This is a genomic window from Pectobacterium sp. A5351, from assembly GCF_028335745.1.
In the GTDB taxonomy this organism is placed as follows: domain Bacteria; phylum Pseudomonadota; class Gammaproteobacteria; order Enterobacterales; family Enterobacteriaceae; genus Pectobacterium.
Map to the genome: position 1 here is coordinate 3,664,309 of NZ_CP116477.1, position 18,283 is coordinate 3,682,591.

At 52.4% G+C, this 18,283-nt stretch carries 17 protein-coding genes and 1 riboswitch; of the genes, 12 read left to right on the forward strand and 5 right to left on the reverse strand.

Annotated elements, in window-relative coordinates; genetic code table 11:
- Positions 1–46 precede the first annotated feature (46 nt).
- A complete protein-coding gene (locus tag O1Q74_RS16850) occupies positions 47–364 on the forward strand; it encodes a hypothetical protein (protein WP_271874740.1) in 318 nt (105 codons plus the stop codon).
- Here O1Q74_RS16850 and O1Q74_RS16855 read toward each other — a convergent pair.
- Positions 351–1,310, reverse strand: coding sequence for a Tar ligand binding domain-containing protein (locus O1Q74_RS16855; RefSeq protein WP_271874741.1), 960 nt, complete (start codon positions 1,308–1,310; stop codon positions 351–353). The genes O1Q74_RS16850 and O1Q74_RS16855 overlap by 14 nt on opposite strands.
- Before the next feature lie 504 nt (positions 1,311–1,814).
- Between O1Q74_RS16855 and tnaC the strand changes: the two genes are divergently transcribed.
- The gene (tnaC, locus tag O1Q74_RS16860; protein ID WP_271874742.1) at positions 1,815–1,925 is read left to right on the forward strand and encodes a tryptophanase leader peptide; all 111 of its coding nucleotides are present in this window, start codon (positions 1,815–1,817) and stop codon (positions 1,923–1,925) included.
- 106 nt (positions 1,926–2,031) lie between these two features.
- Positions 2,032–3,432, forward strand: a complete 1,401-nt coding sequence (gene tnaA, locus O1Q74_RS16865; protein WP_271874743.1) for a tryptophanase — start codon at positions 2,032–2,034, stop codon at positions 3,430–3,432.
- Between the two features lie 243 nt (positions 3,433–3,675).
- Here tnaA and sgrT read toward each other — a convergent pair whose 3' ends face one another.
- Positions 3,676–3,840, reverse strand: coding sequence for a glucose uptake inhibitor SgrT (sgrT, locus tag O1Q74_RS16870; protein WP_015841746.1), 165 nt, complete (start codon positions 3,838–3,840; stop codon positions 3,676–3,678).
- Positions 3,841–3,930: 90 nt separating this feature from the next.
- Here sgrT and sgrR point away from each other — a divergent pair, with 90 nt between their 5' ends.
- On the forward strand, positions 3,931–5,589 hold the full coding sequence (sgrR, locus tag O1Q74_RS16875; protein WP_271874744.1) for an HTH-type transcriptional regulator SgrR: 1,659 nt from the start codon (positions 3,931–3,933) through the stop codon (positions 5,587–5,589).
- A gap of 49 nt (positions 5,590–5,638) precedes the next feature.
- On the opposite strand, the gene O1Q74_RS16880 is transcribed toward sgrR, so the two are convergent.
- Positions 5,639–6,568: an aromatic alcohol reductase gene (locus tag O1Q74_RS16880; protein WP_271874745.1), complete on the reverse strand. Its 930-nt coding sequence runs from the start codon at positions 6,566–6,568 to the stop codon at positions 5,639–5,641.
- A gap of 269 nt (positions 6,569–6,837) precedes the next feature.
- On the opposite strand from O1Q74_RS16880, the gene O1Q74_RS16885 reads away from it, so the two are divergent.
- The 4 genes from O1Q74_RS16885 to thiQ all read left to right on the forward strand — a co-directional run bounded on the left by O1Q74_RS16885 (position 6,838) and on the right by thiQ (position 11,310).
- Positions 6,838–7,740, forward strand: coding sequence for a LysR family transcriptional regulator (locus O1Q74_RS16885; protein ID WP_271874746.1), 903 nt, complete (start codon positions 6,838–6,840; stop codon positions 7,738–7,740).
- Between the two features lie 129 nt (positions 7,741–7,869).
- Positions 7,870–7,966: riboswitch (TPP riboswitch) on the forward strand.
- 80 nt (positions 7,967–8,046) lie between these two features.
- Positions 8,047–9,030 carry a thiamine ABC transporter substrate binding subunit gene (gene thiB / locus O1Q74_RS16890; RefSeq protein ID WP_271878970.1) on the forward strand — a complete coding sequence of 328 codons (984 nt, stop codon included), beginning with the start codon at positions 8,047–8,049 and terminating at the stop codon, positions 9,028–9,030.
- Positions 9,006–10,613 carry a thiamine/thiamine pyrophosphate ABC transporter permease ThiP gene (gene thiP / locus O1Q74_RS16895; protein ID WP_271874747.1) on the forward strand — a complete coding sequence of 536 codons (1,608 nt, stop codon included), beginning with the start codon at positions 9,006–9,008 and terminating at the stop codon, positions 10,611–10,613. Before thiB ends, thiP begins: the two co-directional genes overlap by 25 nt.
- On the forward strand, positions 10,600–11,310 hold the full coding sequence (gene thiQ, locus O1Q74_RS16900; RefSeq protein WP_271874748.1) for a thiamine ABC transporter ATP-binding protein ThiQ: 711 nt from the start codon (positions 10,600–10,602) through the stop codon (positions 11,308–11,310). The genes thiP and thiQ overlap by 14 nt, the downstream gene beginning before the upstream one ends.
- Before the next feature lie 4 nt (positions 11,311–11,314).
- Here thiQ and O1Q74_RS16905 read toward each other — a convergent pair whose 3' ends face one another.
- A complete protein-coding gene (locus tag O1Q74_RS16905) occupies positions 11,315–12,937 on the reverse strand; it encodes a family 43 glycosylhydrolase (RefSeq protein WP_271874749.1) in 1,623 nt (540 codons plus the stop codon).
- Between the two features lie 415 nt (positions 12,938–13,352).
- Between O1Q74_RS16905 and ivbL the strand changes: the two genes are divergently transcribed.
- The 3 genes from ivbL to ilvN all read left to right on the forward strand — a co-directional run bounded on the left by ivbL (position 13,353) and on the right by ilvN (position 15,571).
- On the forward strand, positions 13,353–13,457 hold the full coding sequence (gene ivbL, locus O1Q74_RS16910; protein WP_271874750.1) for an ilvB operon leader peptide IvbL: 105 nt from the start codon (positions 13,353–13,355) through the stop codon (positions 13,455–13,457).
- Positions 13,458–13,571: 114 nt separating this feature from the next.
- On the forward strand, positions 13,572–15,236 hold the full coding sequence (gene ilvB / locus O1Q74_RS16915; protein WP_271874751.1) for an acetolactate synthase large subunit: 1,665 nt from the start codon (positions 13,572–13,574) through the stop codon (positions 15,234–15,236).
- Positions 15,237–15,241: 5 nt separating this feature from the next.
- Entirely contained in the window at positions 15,242–15,571 is a 330-nt protein-coding gene (gene ilvN / locus O1Q74_RS16920) for an acetolactate synthase small subunit (RefSeq protein WP_271874752.1), read from the forward strand.
- 97 nt (positions 15,572–15,668) lie between these two features.
- Here ilvN and O1Q74_RS16925 read toward each other — a convergent pair whose 3' ends face one another.
- Positions 15,669–16,439, reverse strand: coding sequence for a DedA family protein (locus tag O1Q74_RS16925; protein ID WP_271874753.1), 771 nt, complete (start codon positions 16,437–16,439; stop codon positions 15,669–15,671).
- Between the two features lie 146 nt (positions 16,440–16,585).
- Here O1Q74_RS16925 and O1Q74_RS16930 point away from each other — a divergent pair, with 146 nt between their 5' ends.
- Positions 16,586–18,184 (forward strand): sensor domain-containing diguanylate cyclase, encoded by a 1,599-nt coding sequence (locus O1Q74_RS16930; protein ID WP_271874754.1) that lies wholly within the window; start codon positions 16,586–16,588, stop codon positions 18,182–18,184.
- Positions 18,185–18,283 lie beyond the last annotated feature (99 nt).

Below are 18,283 nucleotides of genomic sequence, written 5' to 3' on the forward strand. Positions count from 1 at the left end.
AGGCCAGAAAGGCCTTCTGAGCATAAAACCCGGCCGGAGCAAAGACATGACAAAACCCAAACAAACATCCCCGTTTACCGATGAGGCGCTGGAAAAGTTATCCCCCGCAGAACTGCGGACTGAGCTCTGTTACCTGCGAGCAGAGAATGCCTACCTAAAAAAGCTGAAGGCCTTAGTTCAACGCGAGAAAAACGGAATCAGTAAACGAAGGCGTGAGTATTCCCTCAGTGACCTTCTGCGTACCGCAGGCATGTCCCGCAGTACGTGGTATCACAATATGAATGCGCTGAAGCGCGCGGATAAGCATGCTGAGCTGAAAAACAAAATCAGTGAGATGGGACTTCGGTGCATCAAAAGCCAATGAAAAGTGGGTTACCGACAGCAGTTTTCGTCGAACTGCGGTGAATTGACTCTGCACTGTCGCGTACCGAACCAACCGTTTCCGAGATCGAATCTTGCATTTGCTGGATATTGTTCCATAGGATGCCGATTTCATTGCTTCCCACAACCACGCTCACGCGCGTTAAGTCCCCGTGAGCAATCGCCTGTATGCATGATACCCAATACTGAATTGGGTTAATAATAACCCGACGAATGACTAAGAACGTCATACCCGTTAATACGATGGCTAAAATAAATGCGCCCGTCATGAGCGTATATCCCAGTGTCGAATTCCTTTCTGCCGTCACATTAATATTTTTTGCCATCTCAACCCGATAAAGATAAGACGCTTTCAACGGCACATCATAGTCATCATCCAATTTAGACATCACCGTCGACTCAAACGCATTGAGTTCTTCAACGTTACCCTTTTTCGCGATGTCAAACATAGGTTTGATCCCGCGCTCAACATAATCGCTATAGCGTGCTTTTAATTCATTGTCGCGAGCGAGTTCAAGATCAGAGCGCACTGCTCTATTTTGATACCCATTGAACATTTGCTGAGACAGCGACAGACGCTCTTCTGCGGCTTTCATGCTGGCGTTATAGTTATCCGTAAGTCCATTGCGTAAATGATTCACGGCATGAAGCAAATTCATACGCGCCGCACGCATATGGTTAGCGCTATCCACTAACTCCATTCGCACATTCAATTCCAAGGTAGAATCATTTAGCGACAGTTCAGCCTGCTTCAGAAAATACGATGATGTGGAGATCGCCAAGGCAAAAAGCAGTAAAACACCAGAAAAAACAATGATGAAAAGTGGCGTCAGTTTGATGTTATGCAACCCGGAAGCGGAATGCCGGGATTCTGGTTGCTCATAAATCGCTATTGACTGGTAAGGGGCATCGCTCGTTTTTACATCCATCGGGTTATTCAAAACATTGCTGTGAAGTAAATTGCAGGCAAGCCGAGGAAAATAACATTCCGCCGCATGTTACATAATATTTAAGGATTGTGACAATCCGCATTAAATACAAGAGAAAAAACATCAGACCATAAAAAATAATTTATCGCTAAGATCGCCATCACAACCCCCATAATTTTAAAAAATATTATTCCCAGAAAAATAATTTAAAATAAAATCATTACACTGAACCAGTGAATAATTTTATTTATTCTTCTTACAGCAAGATTAATCAGAGGAATAAAAATGATAAATGAACGCATGCTATTTTCCTGAAAATAGCCCTTCCTAACAGTCAACGTTACTGATAAATTTATTATCCTATATATTCTGAATATAAAAGCACCACACAAGGCTAACGAGGATCTCATACATTGATAAAACCGGATTATCGTTGCAACCACGGTGTTTTTCCGCTGGCATACTATACTGAAAGTAATTTATTCAATGAGTGAGGGGGAATCTATGACACGCATTATTCAGCGTTACCATTTAAGTATTTCTGGTGATTGCCGAGCCTGGTTCAATATCGACCACCGCCTCACCGATGATTTCCCTCAACCACATCATGCCTAAATCAGCGCCACGCTGATCGCTTCCTGTTGCTGCATTCCTTTCCCTGCGTCACATAACGTGTCGCAACGAGCTTTTTTTCTTGAGAATTTTTCTGGAGATAAATGGCATGAAACGCATTCCTGAACCATTCCGCATTAAAATGGTAGAAAACATACGCATGACAACCCAGGCGGAACGTAAAAAAGCGTTAACCGAGGCGGGATATAACCCTTTTCTGCTGCGTAGCGAAGACGTCTACATCGACCTGCTGACCGATTCTGGCACCGGCGCAATGAGTGACCGCCAGTGGGCGGGTTTAATGATGGGTGATGAAGCCTACGCGGGGTCACGTAACTATTATCATCTGTGTGAAAAAGTCGAAACCTTACTGGGCTACCCGTTTACGATTCCCACCCACCAAGGGCGCGGCGCCGAGCAGATTTTATTTCCCTGTCTGATAGCCAAGAAGCAGCGGGCTGGCGGCGCGAAAAAGCCCGTCTTCATTTCTAACTTTCACTTCGATACCACCGCAGCACACGTTGAGTTGAACGGCGCACGGGCCATTAACGTCGTTACGCCAAAGGCCTTTGATACCAACACGGCCTATGACTGGAAAGGCGATTTCGATCTGGATCAGTTACAAAGCGTGATTTCACAGCATGGCGCGGAGAATGTCGTCGCCATCATCACCACGGTAACCTGTAACAGTTCCGGCGGCCAACCCGTCTCAATGAGCAACATGCGCGACGTTTACCGTATTGCACAACAGCACCATATCCCCGTGGTGATTGATTCGGCACGTTTCTGCGAAAACGCCTGGTTTATCAAACAGCGCGAAGCGGGCTACGCGGACAAATCTATTAAAGCCATCGTGCATGAGATGTATGAATACGGCGATATGCTGACGATGTCCGCCAAGAAAGATCCGATGGTCAATATCGGCGGATTATGCTGCTTCCGTAGTGATGAAGACCTATTTAACGAGGTGCGCATTCGCTGCGTTCCAATGGAAGGTTTCGTCACCTATGGCGGGCTGGCTGGGCGAGATATGGAAGCGCTCGCCATCGGTCTGGAAGAAGGAATGGATGAAGACTATTTGGCCTACCGCATTGGGCAAGTCGCCTATCTCGGAGAACGCCTGAAAGCCGGGGGAATTCCGATTCAGTATCCGGTTGGTGGACATGCTGTGTTTGTCGATGCAGCGCGGCTATTACCCCATATTCCACCAGAGCAGTTTCCAGCACAGGCGCTTAACAATGCGCTGTATCTGGAAGCCGGCATCCGCAGCGTTGAAATCGGCTCACTTCTGCTGGGGCGCGATCCCGACACCGGGCAACAGAAGGCGTCACCGCTTGAGCTGCTGCGCCTGACCATCCCGCGCCGAGTCTATACCAACGACCACATGGACTATATTGCAGATGCCCTTATCACACTAAAAACCCGCGCCAACGATATTAAAGGGCTCACATTCACCTATGAACCGCCCGTACTACGGCACTTTGTCGCCCGCCTAAAACCGGTGGAATAACCTGCCGTAAGCATGCCCGACGCCTTTCTCTGCGGGCATGCTCCCTCTTCTGTCTTGCTCTGCTGCCATTTGCTTTTGCGAAGCTGCACGCAGGCCCGTCACGCCATTTAATTAAAAGGTTGCGGCAAGGCCAATACCCAAAAAAAACCAGCGAAAAATTCGCTGGCTGGTGAAACGTCACCATTACTCAGAATACATTGTTTTACTTAAAAATTTTTACTCAGAATAAATTGTTTCGACCACCTAGAGCCAATGACGGTACTCTTCATCAGACATTTCGTTCAGGTGCCACTGCGTTGCCTGCTGCAATAATGCAACGCGCTGTTGGGTAGACATCCATCGCAACCACTTTGCCTTACAGGTCGATAAGTAGGTTTGATAGAACCGGTACAAACGGGAAATCGCCATAAGCCACCTCCTCTCTTTCCTTGTTGGAAAGTATCGACGTAATATAGGGAAAGATAAATTGATGACTTTAGTGCAGGGAGTTCCTCTTTTATGTCTTCTCCTCGGCTACAACAACAGTTCATCCGCCTGTGGCAACACTTTCAGGGTCAGGCCACGGACACCACGCTGCAAGAGCTAACCGGGGTGTTGAATTGCTCACGCCGCCATATTCGTTCACTGCTGAACGCGATGCAGCAGGAAGGCTGGCTCGTCTGGCAGGCAGAAGCCGGAAGAGGAAAACGCTCTCAGCTCTCTTTTGTGTATACCGGATTAGCCCTCCAGCAGCAGCGCGCCGAGGATCTGCTGGAACAGGATCGTATTGAGCAACTGGTGCAGTTAGTGGGTGATAAAGAAGCCGTACGTCAGATGTTACTCGCCCATCTTGGGCGGAGCTTCCGGCAAGGAAAGCATATTCTGCGCATCCTCTATTACCGTCCGTTACGCAATTTGCTGCCCGGATCGGCGCTACGGCGTTCAGAAATGCACATCGCACGGCAAATTTTCAGCGGACTCACCAATATAAATGAGGAAAATGGGGAAATTAAACCCGATCTGGCCCATCACTGGCAGATGATCTCCCCTCTGCATTGGCGCTTCTACCTGCGCCCGGCGATCCGTTTTCATCATGGTCGAGAGCTCACAATGGACGACATCACCACGTCACTCTCTCGCCTTATTCCGTTTCCGCTCTTTTCTCATATTGAAGCCGTCACCTCACCGATGCCCTTCGTCGTTGATATTCGGCTACACAGCCCGGATAAATGGCTACCGTGGCTATTAGGCAGCGTGCACGCCATGATCTTGCCGCAAGAGTGGCAAACGCTACCAGATTTTGCCCAGCACCCGATCGGTACCGGCCCGTATGCCGTGGTGCGTAATAACAGTAACCAGTTGAAAATTCGCGCCTTCGATGATTATTTTGGCTATCGGGCGTTAATTGATGAGGTCAATATCTGGGTTCTACCGGACGAACCGGAGGAAATGCCGGTCTCCATTCAGCTACAGTCTGACAATTCTCGTCACGAACAGTTGGAAAGTCGGATGGAAGAAGGCGGTTATTTTCTGCTGTTCGACAAACGCTCGCCGTTAGCATCACAGCCAGAAGCGCAGCGGTGGCTCAGGCAGGTATTTAACCCAATTTCGCTACTCAACCATGCCAACACCAGCAATCAGCGTGATTGGTCGCCGGCCTACAGTCTGCTGCCGCGCTGGCACCATCATCACCCCGATATACCGCAATCCCTTCCCAAAGGGCTGACGGACGTCACACTCACGTTCTATCAGGCACACCCTGAATACCGGATATTAAGCGAGATTATGCGCACGCTGCTGGCGCAGCATGGCGTCACATTGCATATCCAGACGGTCAGTTACGAAGACTGGTATCAAGGGAACGCCGAGAGCGATATCTGGTTTGGCAGCCTGAACTGCTATTTGCCGCTCGAATTCTCCCTGTTCGCGATGCTCTACGAACTCCCGCTGGTACAGCACTGCCTGGATGACGATCTGCTCGCGGATGCGCAACAGTGGCGTAACCAGACGCTACCGATGGCGGAGTGGTGTGAAAAACTGATCGCCAGCGGTCAACTGCACCCTCTGCTGCATCATTGGCTGCAACTTCAGGGGCAGCGCAGTATGCGCGGCGTCAGGATGAATATGCTGGGCTGGTTTGATTTTAAATCTGCCTGGTTCGCGCCGCCGGAACGCTGACGGTATCTGAAAAGTGCGGAGCAAAGAGAATTGCACCGCACCCTTCTGCCTATTTTTGCAGTTGCATCCGTAAGAAATGCTCGACGTCGACCGTCTCGTAGCCATTACGTTGATTGAACGTACCGGATTTGTCCCACCACATCCCCTCACCCAAAGCGAACGCGGCACGATAGCGCGCCATGACGTCATCTGGAGCCACCTGCAAATCCGTGCGCAATTTGTCCAGAGTCCACACGTCTTTCTTAAACGCTTTCCCCGTCACACGTTCGACAACATCGGCAAGCTGCGCGTATGAGATCGTGTCACCTGCCACATGAATAACCTCATTCGCCAATCGAGGTTCAGCCAGCAAGATTTCCGTCGTGAGCCAACCTATGTCTTCGGGGATCGTCACTGTCACTTTGGTATCCCAGCTTCCCAGAGCGTGAAGGGTCTCACGCTCCAGATCCACCACGTCAAAGGCGGGCTCAAACAGGAAACTCGTGAACATGCCGGTCGACACAATCACCCATTCGGTACTCTGTTGGCTGCGTAACAACTGCCTCACATCATACTGTTCATCAAAAACCGGATGGCCGCTGTGTCGCCCCACGACATCATAGTCAACACCGAACTGCCAAGGGAAATAGCGTGCGACATTGGCAGCCAGCACCGCTCTGGTGATTTTCATCTGAGTACCCGGCCCTGCCACAAATCCCGAACAATTCAATACCGTCTTATAATTCCTGAAAAGCCCCGTAAGCATGTGTTCATCAGATGCGAGATCGAATCCCATAACGTCAATCCCTAATGCACGGAGTTCGATCAATCTTGCCCGATCCTGCACAGACGGATCGTTAATCGTGTCTGGCGAAACAAGTGCCGTAACCGACAACGACAAGGCTCGCGCACGCGGTGCGAGAGCACGCAATACCGCCATACCGAGCTGTCCTGCGCCAAGCACAAGAATATCTTTCAACACTGTTCCGCTATCATTCATCTCTTAATTCCTTAAAAATTTCAAATTATCTCTATCACAAGGAGTGGTGAAGCATTCCCGAGCATTCCGCGTTCCAACCTATCGCTGATTTCCAAAAATGCCTTAAATTATGGAAAAACCCGAAGAACAGGTGTTATGTTATACAAAAATACGCGCATGATAAGACTCAGCCACACCATTTAATAATTTGATTTTTTCAAACAATTAAGCGATATGATCGCCTTGTCGACGAGCACAACGTTTCATCACAAAACAGGAAACATCATCGAATGGATCGATTTCAGGCTATGGAAATATTCATCCGTGTTGTCGATGCGGGGAGTTTCAAAAAAGCGGCAGAAACCCTGCATGTTCTGCCCTCCACCGTAACGCGCAGTATCAAGGAACTTGAATCACATCTTGGGGCGCGGTTGCTTAACCGAACAACGCGAGCACTCAGTATTACGGATGTTGGCCTACGCTATTACGACAGTTGCAAAGCGATCTTGCGTGACGTATACGACGTTGAAAACATGACGGCACAGCAGGAAGAAGTGCAGGGAACGATCAGAGTCGGGGCGACACCTTCGCTGGTCAAAAACTTCCTCATTCCAGACCTGTCAGGCTTCTGTGAGCGCTATCCGGGAATAAAGTTGGACTTCCACTTGGGCGATGCCACGGTGGATATTGTTCAGAATGGTATCGATTGTGTCATCAGAACCGGAGAACCGCCGTTATCGCGATTGGTCGCACGGCGACTCGGTGCGTTCCATTGGTATATTTGCGCCTCCCCACGCTATCTTGAACAGCATGGACACCCGACAACGTTAGCGTCGCTCAACAAGCATGCCGCAGTAGGCTATCCCCACAGCCGGACGGGTCGTTCAACTCGCTGGGATTTTCACGATGGAACGCACACCGCAGCGATACCAATCGCCGCACCAATCAGCGTAAATGACACCGATGCCTATCTTGCCGCGGGTGTAGCCGGCCTGGGGCTCATACGCATTGCCAGCTATATGGTGCGCCAGCAACTTGCTGATGGACATCTTGTCAGGCTACTTCCTGACATCAGTGCCCCGCTTGAACCTATTTTCATTCTCTACCCACAAAGCCGCCACCTCTCGCCAGCTATTCGCGCCTTTATCGACTGGTGTACTGCGCGAATCGAGCAAGAGTCGGCGCAATGGTGAATATCTACAATCAGGACAACAGAGGCCACGCCACGGCCTCTGGGTGAGCGTTTGATTTTAAATCCGCCTGATTCGCGCCACCGGAACGCCAAGAGCCTTTCGCTGCTCGGCTTAACCCTTTACAATGTGCCGTTCTCAACGGGGTGCGGAAGATTTTTCGCTGAGAAGATACCCGTCGAACCTGATCCGGTTAATACCGGCGAAGGGATTTGAGAGTGCGGCTCATTGCTGCCTCAAAGTCCTTTGCCACCCTATGATTCTCAGGAGTGCAAAGTGTTAAATCAATTACTACCGCGTTCAGCCACCGTGCTGAAAACCAGCCTGTCTTGCCTGTTACTGATCTCTGCTTCGGCCTTCGCCAAGCCCGCACTTACCGTTTATACCTATGACTCATTCGCTTCCGAGTGGGGTCCTGGGCCTGTCATCAAGACCGCGTTTGAAAAAGAGTGCGAGTGCGAACTGAATTTCGTCGCGTTGGAAGATGGTGCCTCACTGCTGAACCGGCTGCGTATGGAAGGTAAAAACAGCAAGGCGGATGTCATTCTGGGGCTGGACAACAACCTGTTGCAGGCGGCGGAACAAACCGGCCTGTTTGCCCCGCACAATCTGGACACCAGCGCCGTTACGGTGCCGGGCGGTTGGAACAACAAGACGTTCGTCCCTTACGACTACGGCTATTTCGCATTTGTGTATAACAAAGACACGCTGAAGAACCCGCCGAAAAGCCTGCATGAGCTGGTGGACAGCAACGCACCGTGGAAAGTGATCTATCAGGATCCACGCACCAGCACCCCAGGGCTGGGTCTGCTGCTATGGATGCAGAAAGTGTACGGCGATGATGCGCCGCAAGCCTGGCAGAAGCTGGCGAAGAAAACCGTCACCGTCACCAAAGGCTGGAGCGAAGCCTATGGTCTGTTCTTGAAAGGGGAAGCCGATCTGGTGCTGAGCTACACCACGTCACCGGCCTACCACATCATTGAAGAGAAGAAAGATAACTACGCGGCGGCGACCTTCAGCGAAGGGCACTACCTGCAAATTGAAATCGCCGGGCAGCTGGTTTCCAGCAAAAATCCCGAGTTGGCGAAACGCTTTATGCAGTTCATCCTGAGCCCAACCTTCCAGCAGGCGATCCCCACCACGAACTGGATGTACCCTGCGGTTAAAACTGACCTGCCAGCAGGCTTCGCCACACTCGCGGTGCCGGAGAAAGCCATGCAGTTTAGCGCGCAGGAAGTCGCTGACCAAAGGACGCAGTGGATTCAGGCATGGCAACGCGCCGTCAGCCACTAATCGGCGGACGTCTGTGGCCAGGGCTACTGGCCACAACGCTGTTAATTTCCGTTGCCACGCTGGCTTTCGGTGCCCTGTGGCTACAGGCGCCCGAAAGCCAGTGGCGCACGCTATGGCATGACAGTTATCTCTGGCATGTTATTCGGTTTACCTTCTGGCAGGCGTTTCTCTCTGCGCTGTTTTCTACCGTTCCGGCCATTTTTCTCGCCAGAGCGCTGTATCGACGACGCTTTCCCGGCTACCGCTGGCTGCTGCGCCTGTGCGCGATGACGCTGGTGTTGCCCGTGCTGGTTGCCGTTTTTGGCCTACTCAGCGTATATGGGCGTCAGGGCTGGCTAGCCTCTGCACTGAGCGGATTTGGCCTGAAATACACATTTTCCCCCTATGGATTGCAGGGCATCCTGCTGGCGCATGTTTTCTTCAATTTGCCGCTGGCAACCCGATTGCTGTTGCAGTCGCTGGAGGGGATTGCTACCGAGCAACGTCAGTTGGCTGCGAATCTGGGCATGAACAACTGGCAGCATTTCCGTCTGCTGGAGTGGCCCGCTCTGCGCCGACAGATTTTACCGACCGGCGCACTGATTTTTATGCTCTGTTTTGCCAGCTTTGCGACGGTGCTGTCGCTGGGCGGCGGCCCACAGGCAACGACGATTGAGCTGGCCATCTATCAGGCATTAAGCTTTGATTACGATCCGGCACGCGCGGCGCTGCTGGCGTTAATTCAGATGGTTTGCTGTCTGGGTTTGGTGCTGCTGAGCCAGCGGCTAGGGCGCATTCTGCCCGTCGGCAGCACACAGCAGTTGGCCTGGCGCAACCCGCAGGATAGCGCCGTAAGTCGCCTCATCGACGGTCTGTTGATTAGCGCGCTGTTACTACTGGTCATTCCTCCCTTGCTGGCCGTCGTGGTTGATGGCGTGAACCGCTCTCTGGTTACCGTGCTGCAACAGCCTGTGCTCTGGCAAACGCTGTTTACCTCACTGCGCATTGCTCTGGGCGCAGGGTTCCTGTGTCTGGTGCTGACTATGATGCTGCTCTGGAGCAGCCGTGAGCTCAAGCTACGTCAGAAGCCGCTCTACGGGCAGTTGATGAACCTGAGTGGCATGCTCATCCTCGCCATGCCCGGTATTGTGCTGGCAACCGGCTTTTTCCTGCTGCTGAATAACAGCATCGGATTGCCGCAATCCCCCTACGCATTAGTGGTGCTCACTAATGCGCTGATGGCGATTCCCTATGCGATCAAAGTGCTGGAAAATCCGATGCTGGACGTTGCCGAGCGCTACAACCGGCTCTGCGCATCACTGGATATTCGCGGCTGGCAGCGGCTGAAGCTGATCGAGCTGGCTGCACTGAAGCAACCGCTCGCGCAGGCGTTAGCCTTTGCCTGCGTGCTGTCGATCGGTGATTTTGGCGTTATCGCGCTGTTTGGCAATGAGCAGTTCCGCACGCTGCCGTTCTACCTGTACCAGCAAATTGGTTCCTATCGCAGCGCCGACGGCGCAGTCACAGCACTGCTGTTGATGCTGCTGTGCTTTATGTTATTTACCCTGATTGAGAAACTGGCAGGCCGTCATGATCGCGCTTGAGAAATTGACCTACTTCTATCAGCACTTGCCCATGCGTTTTGATTTTCACGTCAAACCAGGCGAGCGCATCGCTATCCTCGGCCCCAGCGGCGCAGGGAAAAGTACGCTGCTGAATCTGATTGCCGGTTTCCTGATGGCAGACAGCGGCGAATTACGGCTTAACGGTGAACCTCATCGCGAGACGCCTCCCGCTAAACGGCCGGTTTCGATTCTGTTTCAGGAAAATAACCTGTTTCCTCACCTGACCATTGGGCAAAACATCGCGCTGGGGCTCCATCCCGGCCTGCGTCTCAGTGCCGCACAGCGTGAAACCCTACGCCAGATCGCCGATCGTGTCGGTCTGGCGGATCTTCTGGATCGTCTGCCGTCGCAGGTTTCCGGCGGGCAGCGCCAGCGTGCGGCACTGGCACGCTGTCTGGTGCGTCACCAGCCCATTCTGCTGCTGGATGAACCCTTCTCGGCCCTCGATCCGGCGCTGCGTCAGGAAATGCTCGATCTGGTTGAAAGCGTGTGTCAGGAGCGTGAGTTCACACTGTTGATGGTGTCCCACAATCTGGATGATGCCATGCGGATCGCAAAACGCACGGTGCTGATCGTGGACGGACAGATTTATTATGACGGGCCGACTCAGGCGCTACAGGATGGCAGCGCCGATGCAGCCGCCATCCTGGGAATTTCACGCCCGTCTGCGGATTGAGGCGTTAAGGCAACGCCTGATAGCGCAGGTTGCTGAATGTGACCTCGCCCTCGCCCGACGCATACAAGGCGGGCCGCAAACTGAGGAAGTCATACGCAACGTTGTGATGGTAGCCGGAGACTTCCATCTGCACCGGGTATTTCTTCCACGCTTCCTGATCCGACGTTCGGGTGTAAAACGTCACGATATGACGATCGTTTTTCATCCGAATCTGCACCTCATTGCCTGTGATGTGCGGCAGTTTCTTCTCCGCTCTTTCCAGCCCATAGCGGTGCATGACGGTGCCATCCTGATTAAACGACAGCCCGACATACAGCTTCGCGTTGTAGAACAGCAGTAGGCCAGCCTGTGCGCCGGGGGCAAAATTCGCCGTGACCTCAATTTGGTAAGCCTGATCGCCGGGGATCATCGTCAGCGGCGCGCTGTCTTTCGGCGATGTGCCTTTTGCTTTCAGGTGCAGCTTGCCGTCGCTGAGCGTAACCCGTTTTAGCTCTTCCGCATTGGCACGGTAGAAATGCCAGCGTGCCGGAAATTTTTCATCGGTAAAGCTATCAGACCAGCCGATACCGTGCGGCACCGCTTCGCCCCCTGCTGGCTTGCGAATCGGCTTACCGGTATCAAACCTGGCGGACGTGAACCAGCCGTCATCGCCCCAGACAATGGGCTCCAGCATTGCCTGCCGCCCCAGCGTCATAAAGCCATTCTCATAGCCGTGGTACACCATGTACCAATTTTTATCCGGCCCTTCAATCAGCGTCGCATGGCCACGCGACCACCATTTTTCGGAGCGATCCTGCGTACGAATAATCGGGTTATGCGGCGAGTTTTCCCACGGCCCATTGATCGATTTCGATCGAGCCGCAATCACCATGTGTCCGGTCGGCGGCCCGGCCGTGCCACCTTCCGCCAGCACCATGTAGAAGTAGTCGCCGTGGCGCAGCATCTTAGGCCCTTCCTGCGAGAAGCTTTCCACATCCCACTCTTCCGGGTACTGCCATCCCTGATAGACCACCGCCATGTCACCGACTGTCGACAGCCCATCGTCCGTTAATTGCACGCGATTACCGCCAGACATAAAGATGTAACGTTTGCCATCCTCTCCCACCACGTGGCCGGGATCGCTGGCTGGATTTTTCAAGCCCGTGTCTTTCGGTGGCGTCCACGGGCCACGGATATTATCGGCGGTGATCACATACAGCGTTTTCTTTTTCGTTCCTTTGGCGTCGATAATCCGGTTCGTGGTGAAGTAGATATAATATTTGCCGTCGTGTTTCACCAAATCCGGTGCCCAGATGGCATCAACGGGTGTCGCGATCGCCGGGCCAAGCGGCTGCCAGTTCACTAAATCGCGCGAGTGCCAAATCAGTAGTCCGGGGATATCGTCAAATGACGAGAACGTCATGTAGTAGTCATCACCGTCCTTGATAATCGTCGGGTCAGGATGGTCGCCTGCAATAATCGGATTGAGATAACAGCCATTGCCCAAATCCGCCTGGCGCTGCTGCTCAATCCCCCGTTTCCATTCGTTGGCAGGGCCAGCCTGACAGGCCATCGCCGTGCCGATACCCATTGCCATCAATAAGATACCGCTTAATACGCCTTCCCCTACCCTTCGGGACACGCCCATTTGTCACCACCCACTATCCCAATGATTATTTTATAATTTATAACATTGAAACCCTGTTCCAATTGTGAAAACAGTCACGCTTCTCTGGTTCTGCGGCGAAAAATCAAGCGATAATCGTGCGGTGAAATACCAATATATACCCTAAATAATTCGAGTTTCAGGAAGGCGGCAAGTGAGGGAATCCCGATGAGCTTACTCAAGTAAGTGATTCGGGTGACTGAGCGCAGCCAACGCACATGCAACTCGAAGTATGACGGGTATACTGTGACCAGTTCGACATATTCAGTTTTTATACCTTGTAGGTATTGTGTCTTTTTGTACTGCTGTGCTTATATAAATCGTCGATTGATGATTCATTCGAACACAACACCCGACCATAAATAACAGTAAGTAAACATAAGCAAACAGGATTCCCGTGACGCACTACTCTTCTTCCACTTCAGCACTACTACGCACCGCGCATGTTGACGCGGTCGTCGTCGTGCGCGTGGCAGTCGTCGTCGTCGGCAGCGCGCCGTAACGGGTTCCGAATCCAAACCAGATTCTCAAACCCCGCCGGCGCCAGCCGAGCGGGGTTTCTTGTTTCTACCCTCCCCGCTCAGACACTGCACCGGCCCTGATGAAGGATGTAAGCATGCGTTATACAGGCGCTCAGTTAATTGTTCGGCTGCTCGAACAGCAGGGCATCACCACCGTAGCGGGTATTCCCGGCGGCGCGGCGCTGCCGTTATATGATGCTCTGGGACAAAGTAAGACAATCCGCCACGTCCTGGCTCGCCATGAGCAAGGCGCTGGGTTTATGGCGCAAGGTATGGCGCGTGCCAGTGGGCGGGCCGCCGTTTGCATGGCCTCCAGTGGGCCGGGCGCAACCAACCTGCTCACCGCGATTGCCGATGCCAAACTGGATTCAATCCCGCTGGTGTGTATTACCGGCCAGGTACCTTCTGGCATGATCGGCACCGATGCGTTTCAGGAAGTCGATACCTACGGCATCTCTATTCCCGTCACCAAACATAACTATCTCGTTCGCGACATCAACGATCTGCCACGCGTGATCCCGGAAGCCTTTCGCATTGCGCAGTCAGGTCGGCCCGGCCCGGTGTGGATCGACATTCCAAAAGACATCCAGACTGCAACCATTGAGCTGAATACGCTGCCAGACATTTTCCCTCTCGATAGGCCTCCCGCCATTGCACAGCAGGAAATCGAGCGAGCAGCAACGATGATTAACGCCGCTCAGCGCCCGATTCTCTATCTGGGCGGCGGGATTGTTAGCGGTGCCGCACACGAACAAGCAGTACAACTGGCGGAACGTTCGAGCCTGCCAACCACCATGACGCTGATGGCGCTGGGCGCGATGGCCGTCGATCACCCACTGTCGCTCGGGATGCTCGGGATGCACGCCGCGCGATCAACCAATCTGATCTTACAGCAGGCAGATTTGTTAATTGTGCTGGGTGCACGTTTTGACGATCGCGCGATTGGCAAAGCAGAACAGTTTTGCCCGAATGCCAATATCATCCACATCGATATCGATCCCGCAGAATTGGGCAAGATCCGCCAGGCGCATGTGGCGATCAACGCGGATGTCGCGGAGGCGTTGGATTGCTTGCTGCCACACATTACACCGCAGCAGCGTGACGTGTGGCGTACGACCGTTCGCGAACTGCAAGAGGAATTTCCGTTCAACATGCCGAATGCTGACGATCCCTTAAGCCATTATGGACTGGTGCAGGCCACGGCGCAGGCGCTGACGAATGATGCCATCATCGCAACCGATGTCGGCCAGCACCAAATGTGGGTCGCTCAATCTTATCCGCTGCGCCGTCCACGTCAGTGGCTGACATCCGGCGGGCTTGGGACGATGGGCTTTGGCTTGCCTGCGGCAGTTGGCGCAGCGTTGGCTGAACCCGAGCGCACCGTGGTGTGCTTCTCGGGTGATGGCAGCCTGATGATGAATATTCAGGAAATGGCAACCGCGGCAGAAGAAGGGCTTAACGTCAAAATCGTTCTGATGAACAACCAGTCACTCGGTCTGGTTCATCAGCAGCAGGATCTGTTTTTTCAGCAGCGCATTTTCGCTGCCGATTACCGCTACAGTGCAAATTTCCTCGCGATTGCCGCAGGTTTTGGCTTTGCGACCTGCGATCTGAACGCAGCCGCCAATCCACAGACCGCGTTGCAGGAGATACTGAATCAACCGGGGCCAGCGTTGATCCACGTACGCATTGACGCCAGTGAGAAAGTTTTCCCGATGGTGCCACCGGGCGCAGCAAACATCGATATGATCGGAGATTAATGACTATGTCCACTCAACCAACGTCGCTCACACAAGCAATGTCGTTAACACCAGTAACGTCAAATCAGGTCACGCTAGAGCTCTCTGTGCGCAACCACCCCGGCGTCATGTCACACGTTTGCGGTCTGTTTGCCCGTCGGGCATTTAACGTGGAAGGCATTCTGTGTATGCCGCTGGCAAGCGGCGAAGAAAGTCGCATCTGGCTATTGGTTAAAGATGACCAACGACTACAGCAGATGATCAGTCAGGTGGAAAAGCTGGAGGACGTCCTTCAGGTTCGTCGCCACGGTGAAGAAATGCGTATTTTCGAGCAGGTCGCCGAATTTTATCGCTAGTGAATGTTACCGCGATTAATTTTACTACTACGAATTTTTACCACTACGCATTTTACCACTATATAATTTGGCCGGGTCTTTCCCGGCCAGCCTACGCTTACCCGTTTAATACCTGCCACAGCAGATGACGATAAACCGGCATCAACGGATGTTGAATCAACACGATCAACAATGCTACTGCCGCCACGGACACACCTGGGGCCACCCAACGCAGGCCTCTGAGCGGCATCTTTCTGCTAAACCAGTCACGGTGTTTACGCTTATCGCTGTGCCACCAGCGCCAGTTTAGCCAGCCAGCGACCCACACCACGACAGCCGTGAATAATAACAACCACTTAAACCCCGTGCTGTTCGTCCCTGCGGGAATATCAATCGCCACGCCAGCCAGAATACCGGGTAAGAAATAGGCCGGCGGCCACAGCAGGCAGCCAATGATATTCGGCACGGCAAATTTATAAGGCGGTAGCCCCAGCATCCCCGCCACCATCGGAATAAGGGGACGCGTCGGGCCAACAAAACGCCCGATCAATATTGTCGGCATCGGATGCTGATACAGGGCATATTCGGTTTTACTCAGCAACGCCTGATACTTTTTCAGGAAAGACCAGTTATGCAGCGGTGCCTTAAAACGCATGCCGATAAAATAGGAAATCCAGTCACCTAACAGGCAACCGATGATGCCGGCCGCCCACGCCGGGTAAAGCCCCATTTGTCCGCTGCCGATCAGCGTGCCCAGCGTTGCCATCATCACCGTTCCCGGCAACAACAACCCCACCAGAGCCAGAGATTCCAGAAAGGCAACCAGCATGACGGCGATCAGTGAATACGCTAACGATTGGGTAACCAGATGATCCAGCCACGCTTCCATAAACCTACCCGTATTTTATAAAAACAAGGATTGTCTGGATCATAGCAGAAGCCGTCAACTCCTGATTGCTGGTCAATTCTTTTGCACCTAAGGACGCCAACACTTATGATAGCGGTCATTTTTTGCCACTGTGCCGCACTGCCACTATGTTTTTTAAACAATTCAAGTTTTTTAAACGATTCAACCATTTCGGATTACGACGTCTTATCCTACTTCTGGCAGTAGCGAGCGCATTGGTGACGCTGGCAAACAGTTTTTATGCCACCTACCGCGTCCAACGAGAGTTGCTGATTGATAACACACTTGAAGCCAACCGCGTCTACGCTACCAAGCTTGCAGCCATGACTGACTCATTTTTCAAAGAGTCCCTGCAGCAATTGGCGTACAGCGCTAGCATCATTTCGACACGGATGGACGACTCAAAAAGCCTGCGAGAAGAAGCCGATCGGTTACGTCTTCAAACCACCAATTTCAATTCTGTAGTGATTGCCGATATAAACGGTACTGTGCTTGCTACCTCTCCTGATACCTTTCAACTGATGGGGAAAAAGTTAACGTCTCCCGGTGCGCAGGAAGCCCTGAGTGAAAAACAGCCGCTCATCAGCCAGCCTTTTATGTCTGCGGCCAATAATTTCATTGTGATGATTTCTGTTCCCATTTTCACCCGCGACGGGCGCTACAAAGGGTTTGTCGGTGGCTCTATTTATCTAAAAAAAACCAGTATTCTTAATACGTTGTTGGATCAACACTACTACCGTGACGGCTCTTATATCTCGGTCTCCGATGAAAATAAAAAAGTGCTGTACCATCAGGATATCAAGCGGGTTGGAGAAATCGCTAACAACACCATGACGGTCAGCAACAAGGAAGCAACCAGCGGTAGTGAACAAATCGTGAACCGTGAAAGCAAGCCGATGCTGGCGGGCTTCGCTACCGTGCCAACCAGCAAGTGGGAAATTGTTGTACTACGGCCTACTAGCGTGACGCTCAAGCCCTTGGATATGTTGATGCTTAATGTACTAATAAATACATTACCGCTGGCGATTCTGACCCTCTTACTTGTCTGGCTGTTTGCCCGGCTTATCGCCCAACCACTGTGGCTGCTGGCGCGCAGCGCCAATAAGATGGATGCGATGGATGTCTCCGACGACATCAGAAATATTCACTCCTGGTATTTCGAGGCCTCGCAGCTTAAACAGGCCATGCTGCTGGGTATCGATTTACTTCAGCGCAAAATTGGTAAGTTACGTTCGGAGGCACACTCAGACCCAATGACCGAACTGCTCAATCGCCGTGGGCTGGAAAGTGTTCTGCGCTACTGGCAGATAGGGCAAAAAAGTTTCGCGGTCATTGCACTGGATATCGATCGCTTCAAACGTATTAACGACACCTACGGTCATGATGTCGGCGATAATGTCATTCGCTATATCGCAGAGCTGATCCGCACCAGCTCACGTGATACCGATATTCTCTGCCGCAGCGGCGGTGAAGAGTTCCTTATCCTGCTGCCGGAAACGCATCTCGACGTCTCCCTCAGCATTGCTGAACGGCTACGGCAGCGCGTGGAGGAATCGACCATTCCTGTCGTGGGCAATATCACCATCTCATTGGGCGTTGCCCTGTGGGAACCGGGCGTCAACAACATGTCGATTGAGCGTACCTTCAAACTGGCGGATGAAGCGCTGTATCAAGCCAAGCAGGAAGGCCGCAACCGCGTGGTGTCTGCCTCCGGCAACGAGAGTTAACACCAATTCCTCTTTATATCGGTATATCGGTGATGTCGCAGGACGCTGGACATCACCTGTATAAATAACCATACTGACTCCTACTATCCTTTCTTATCC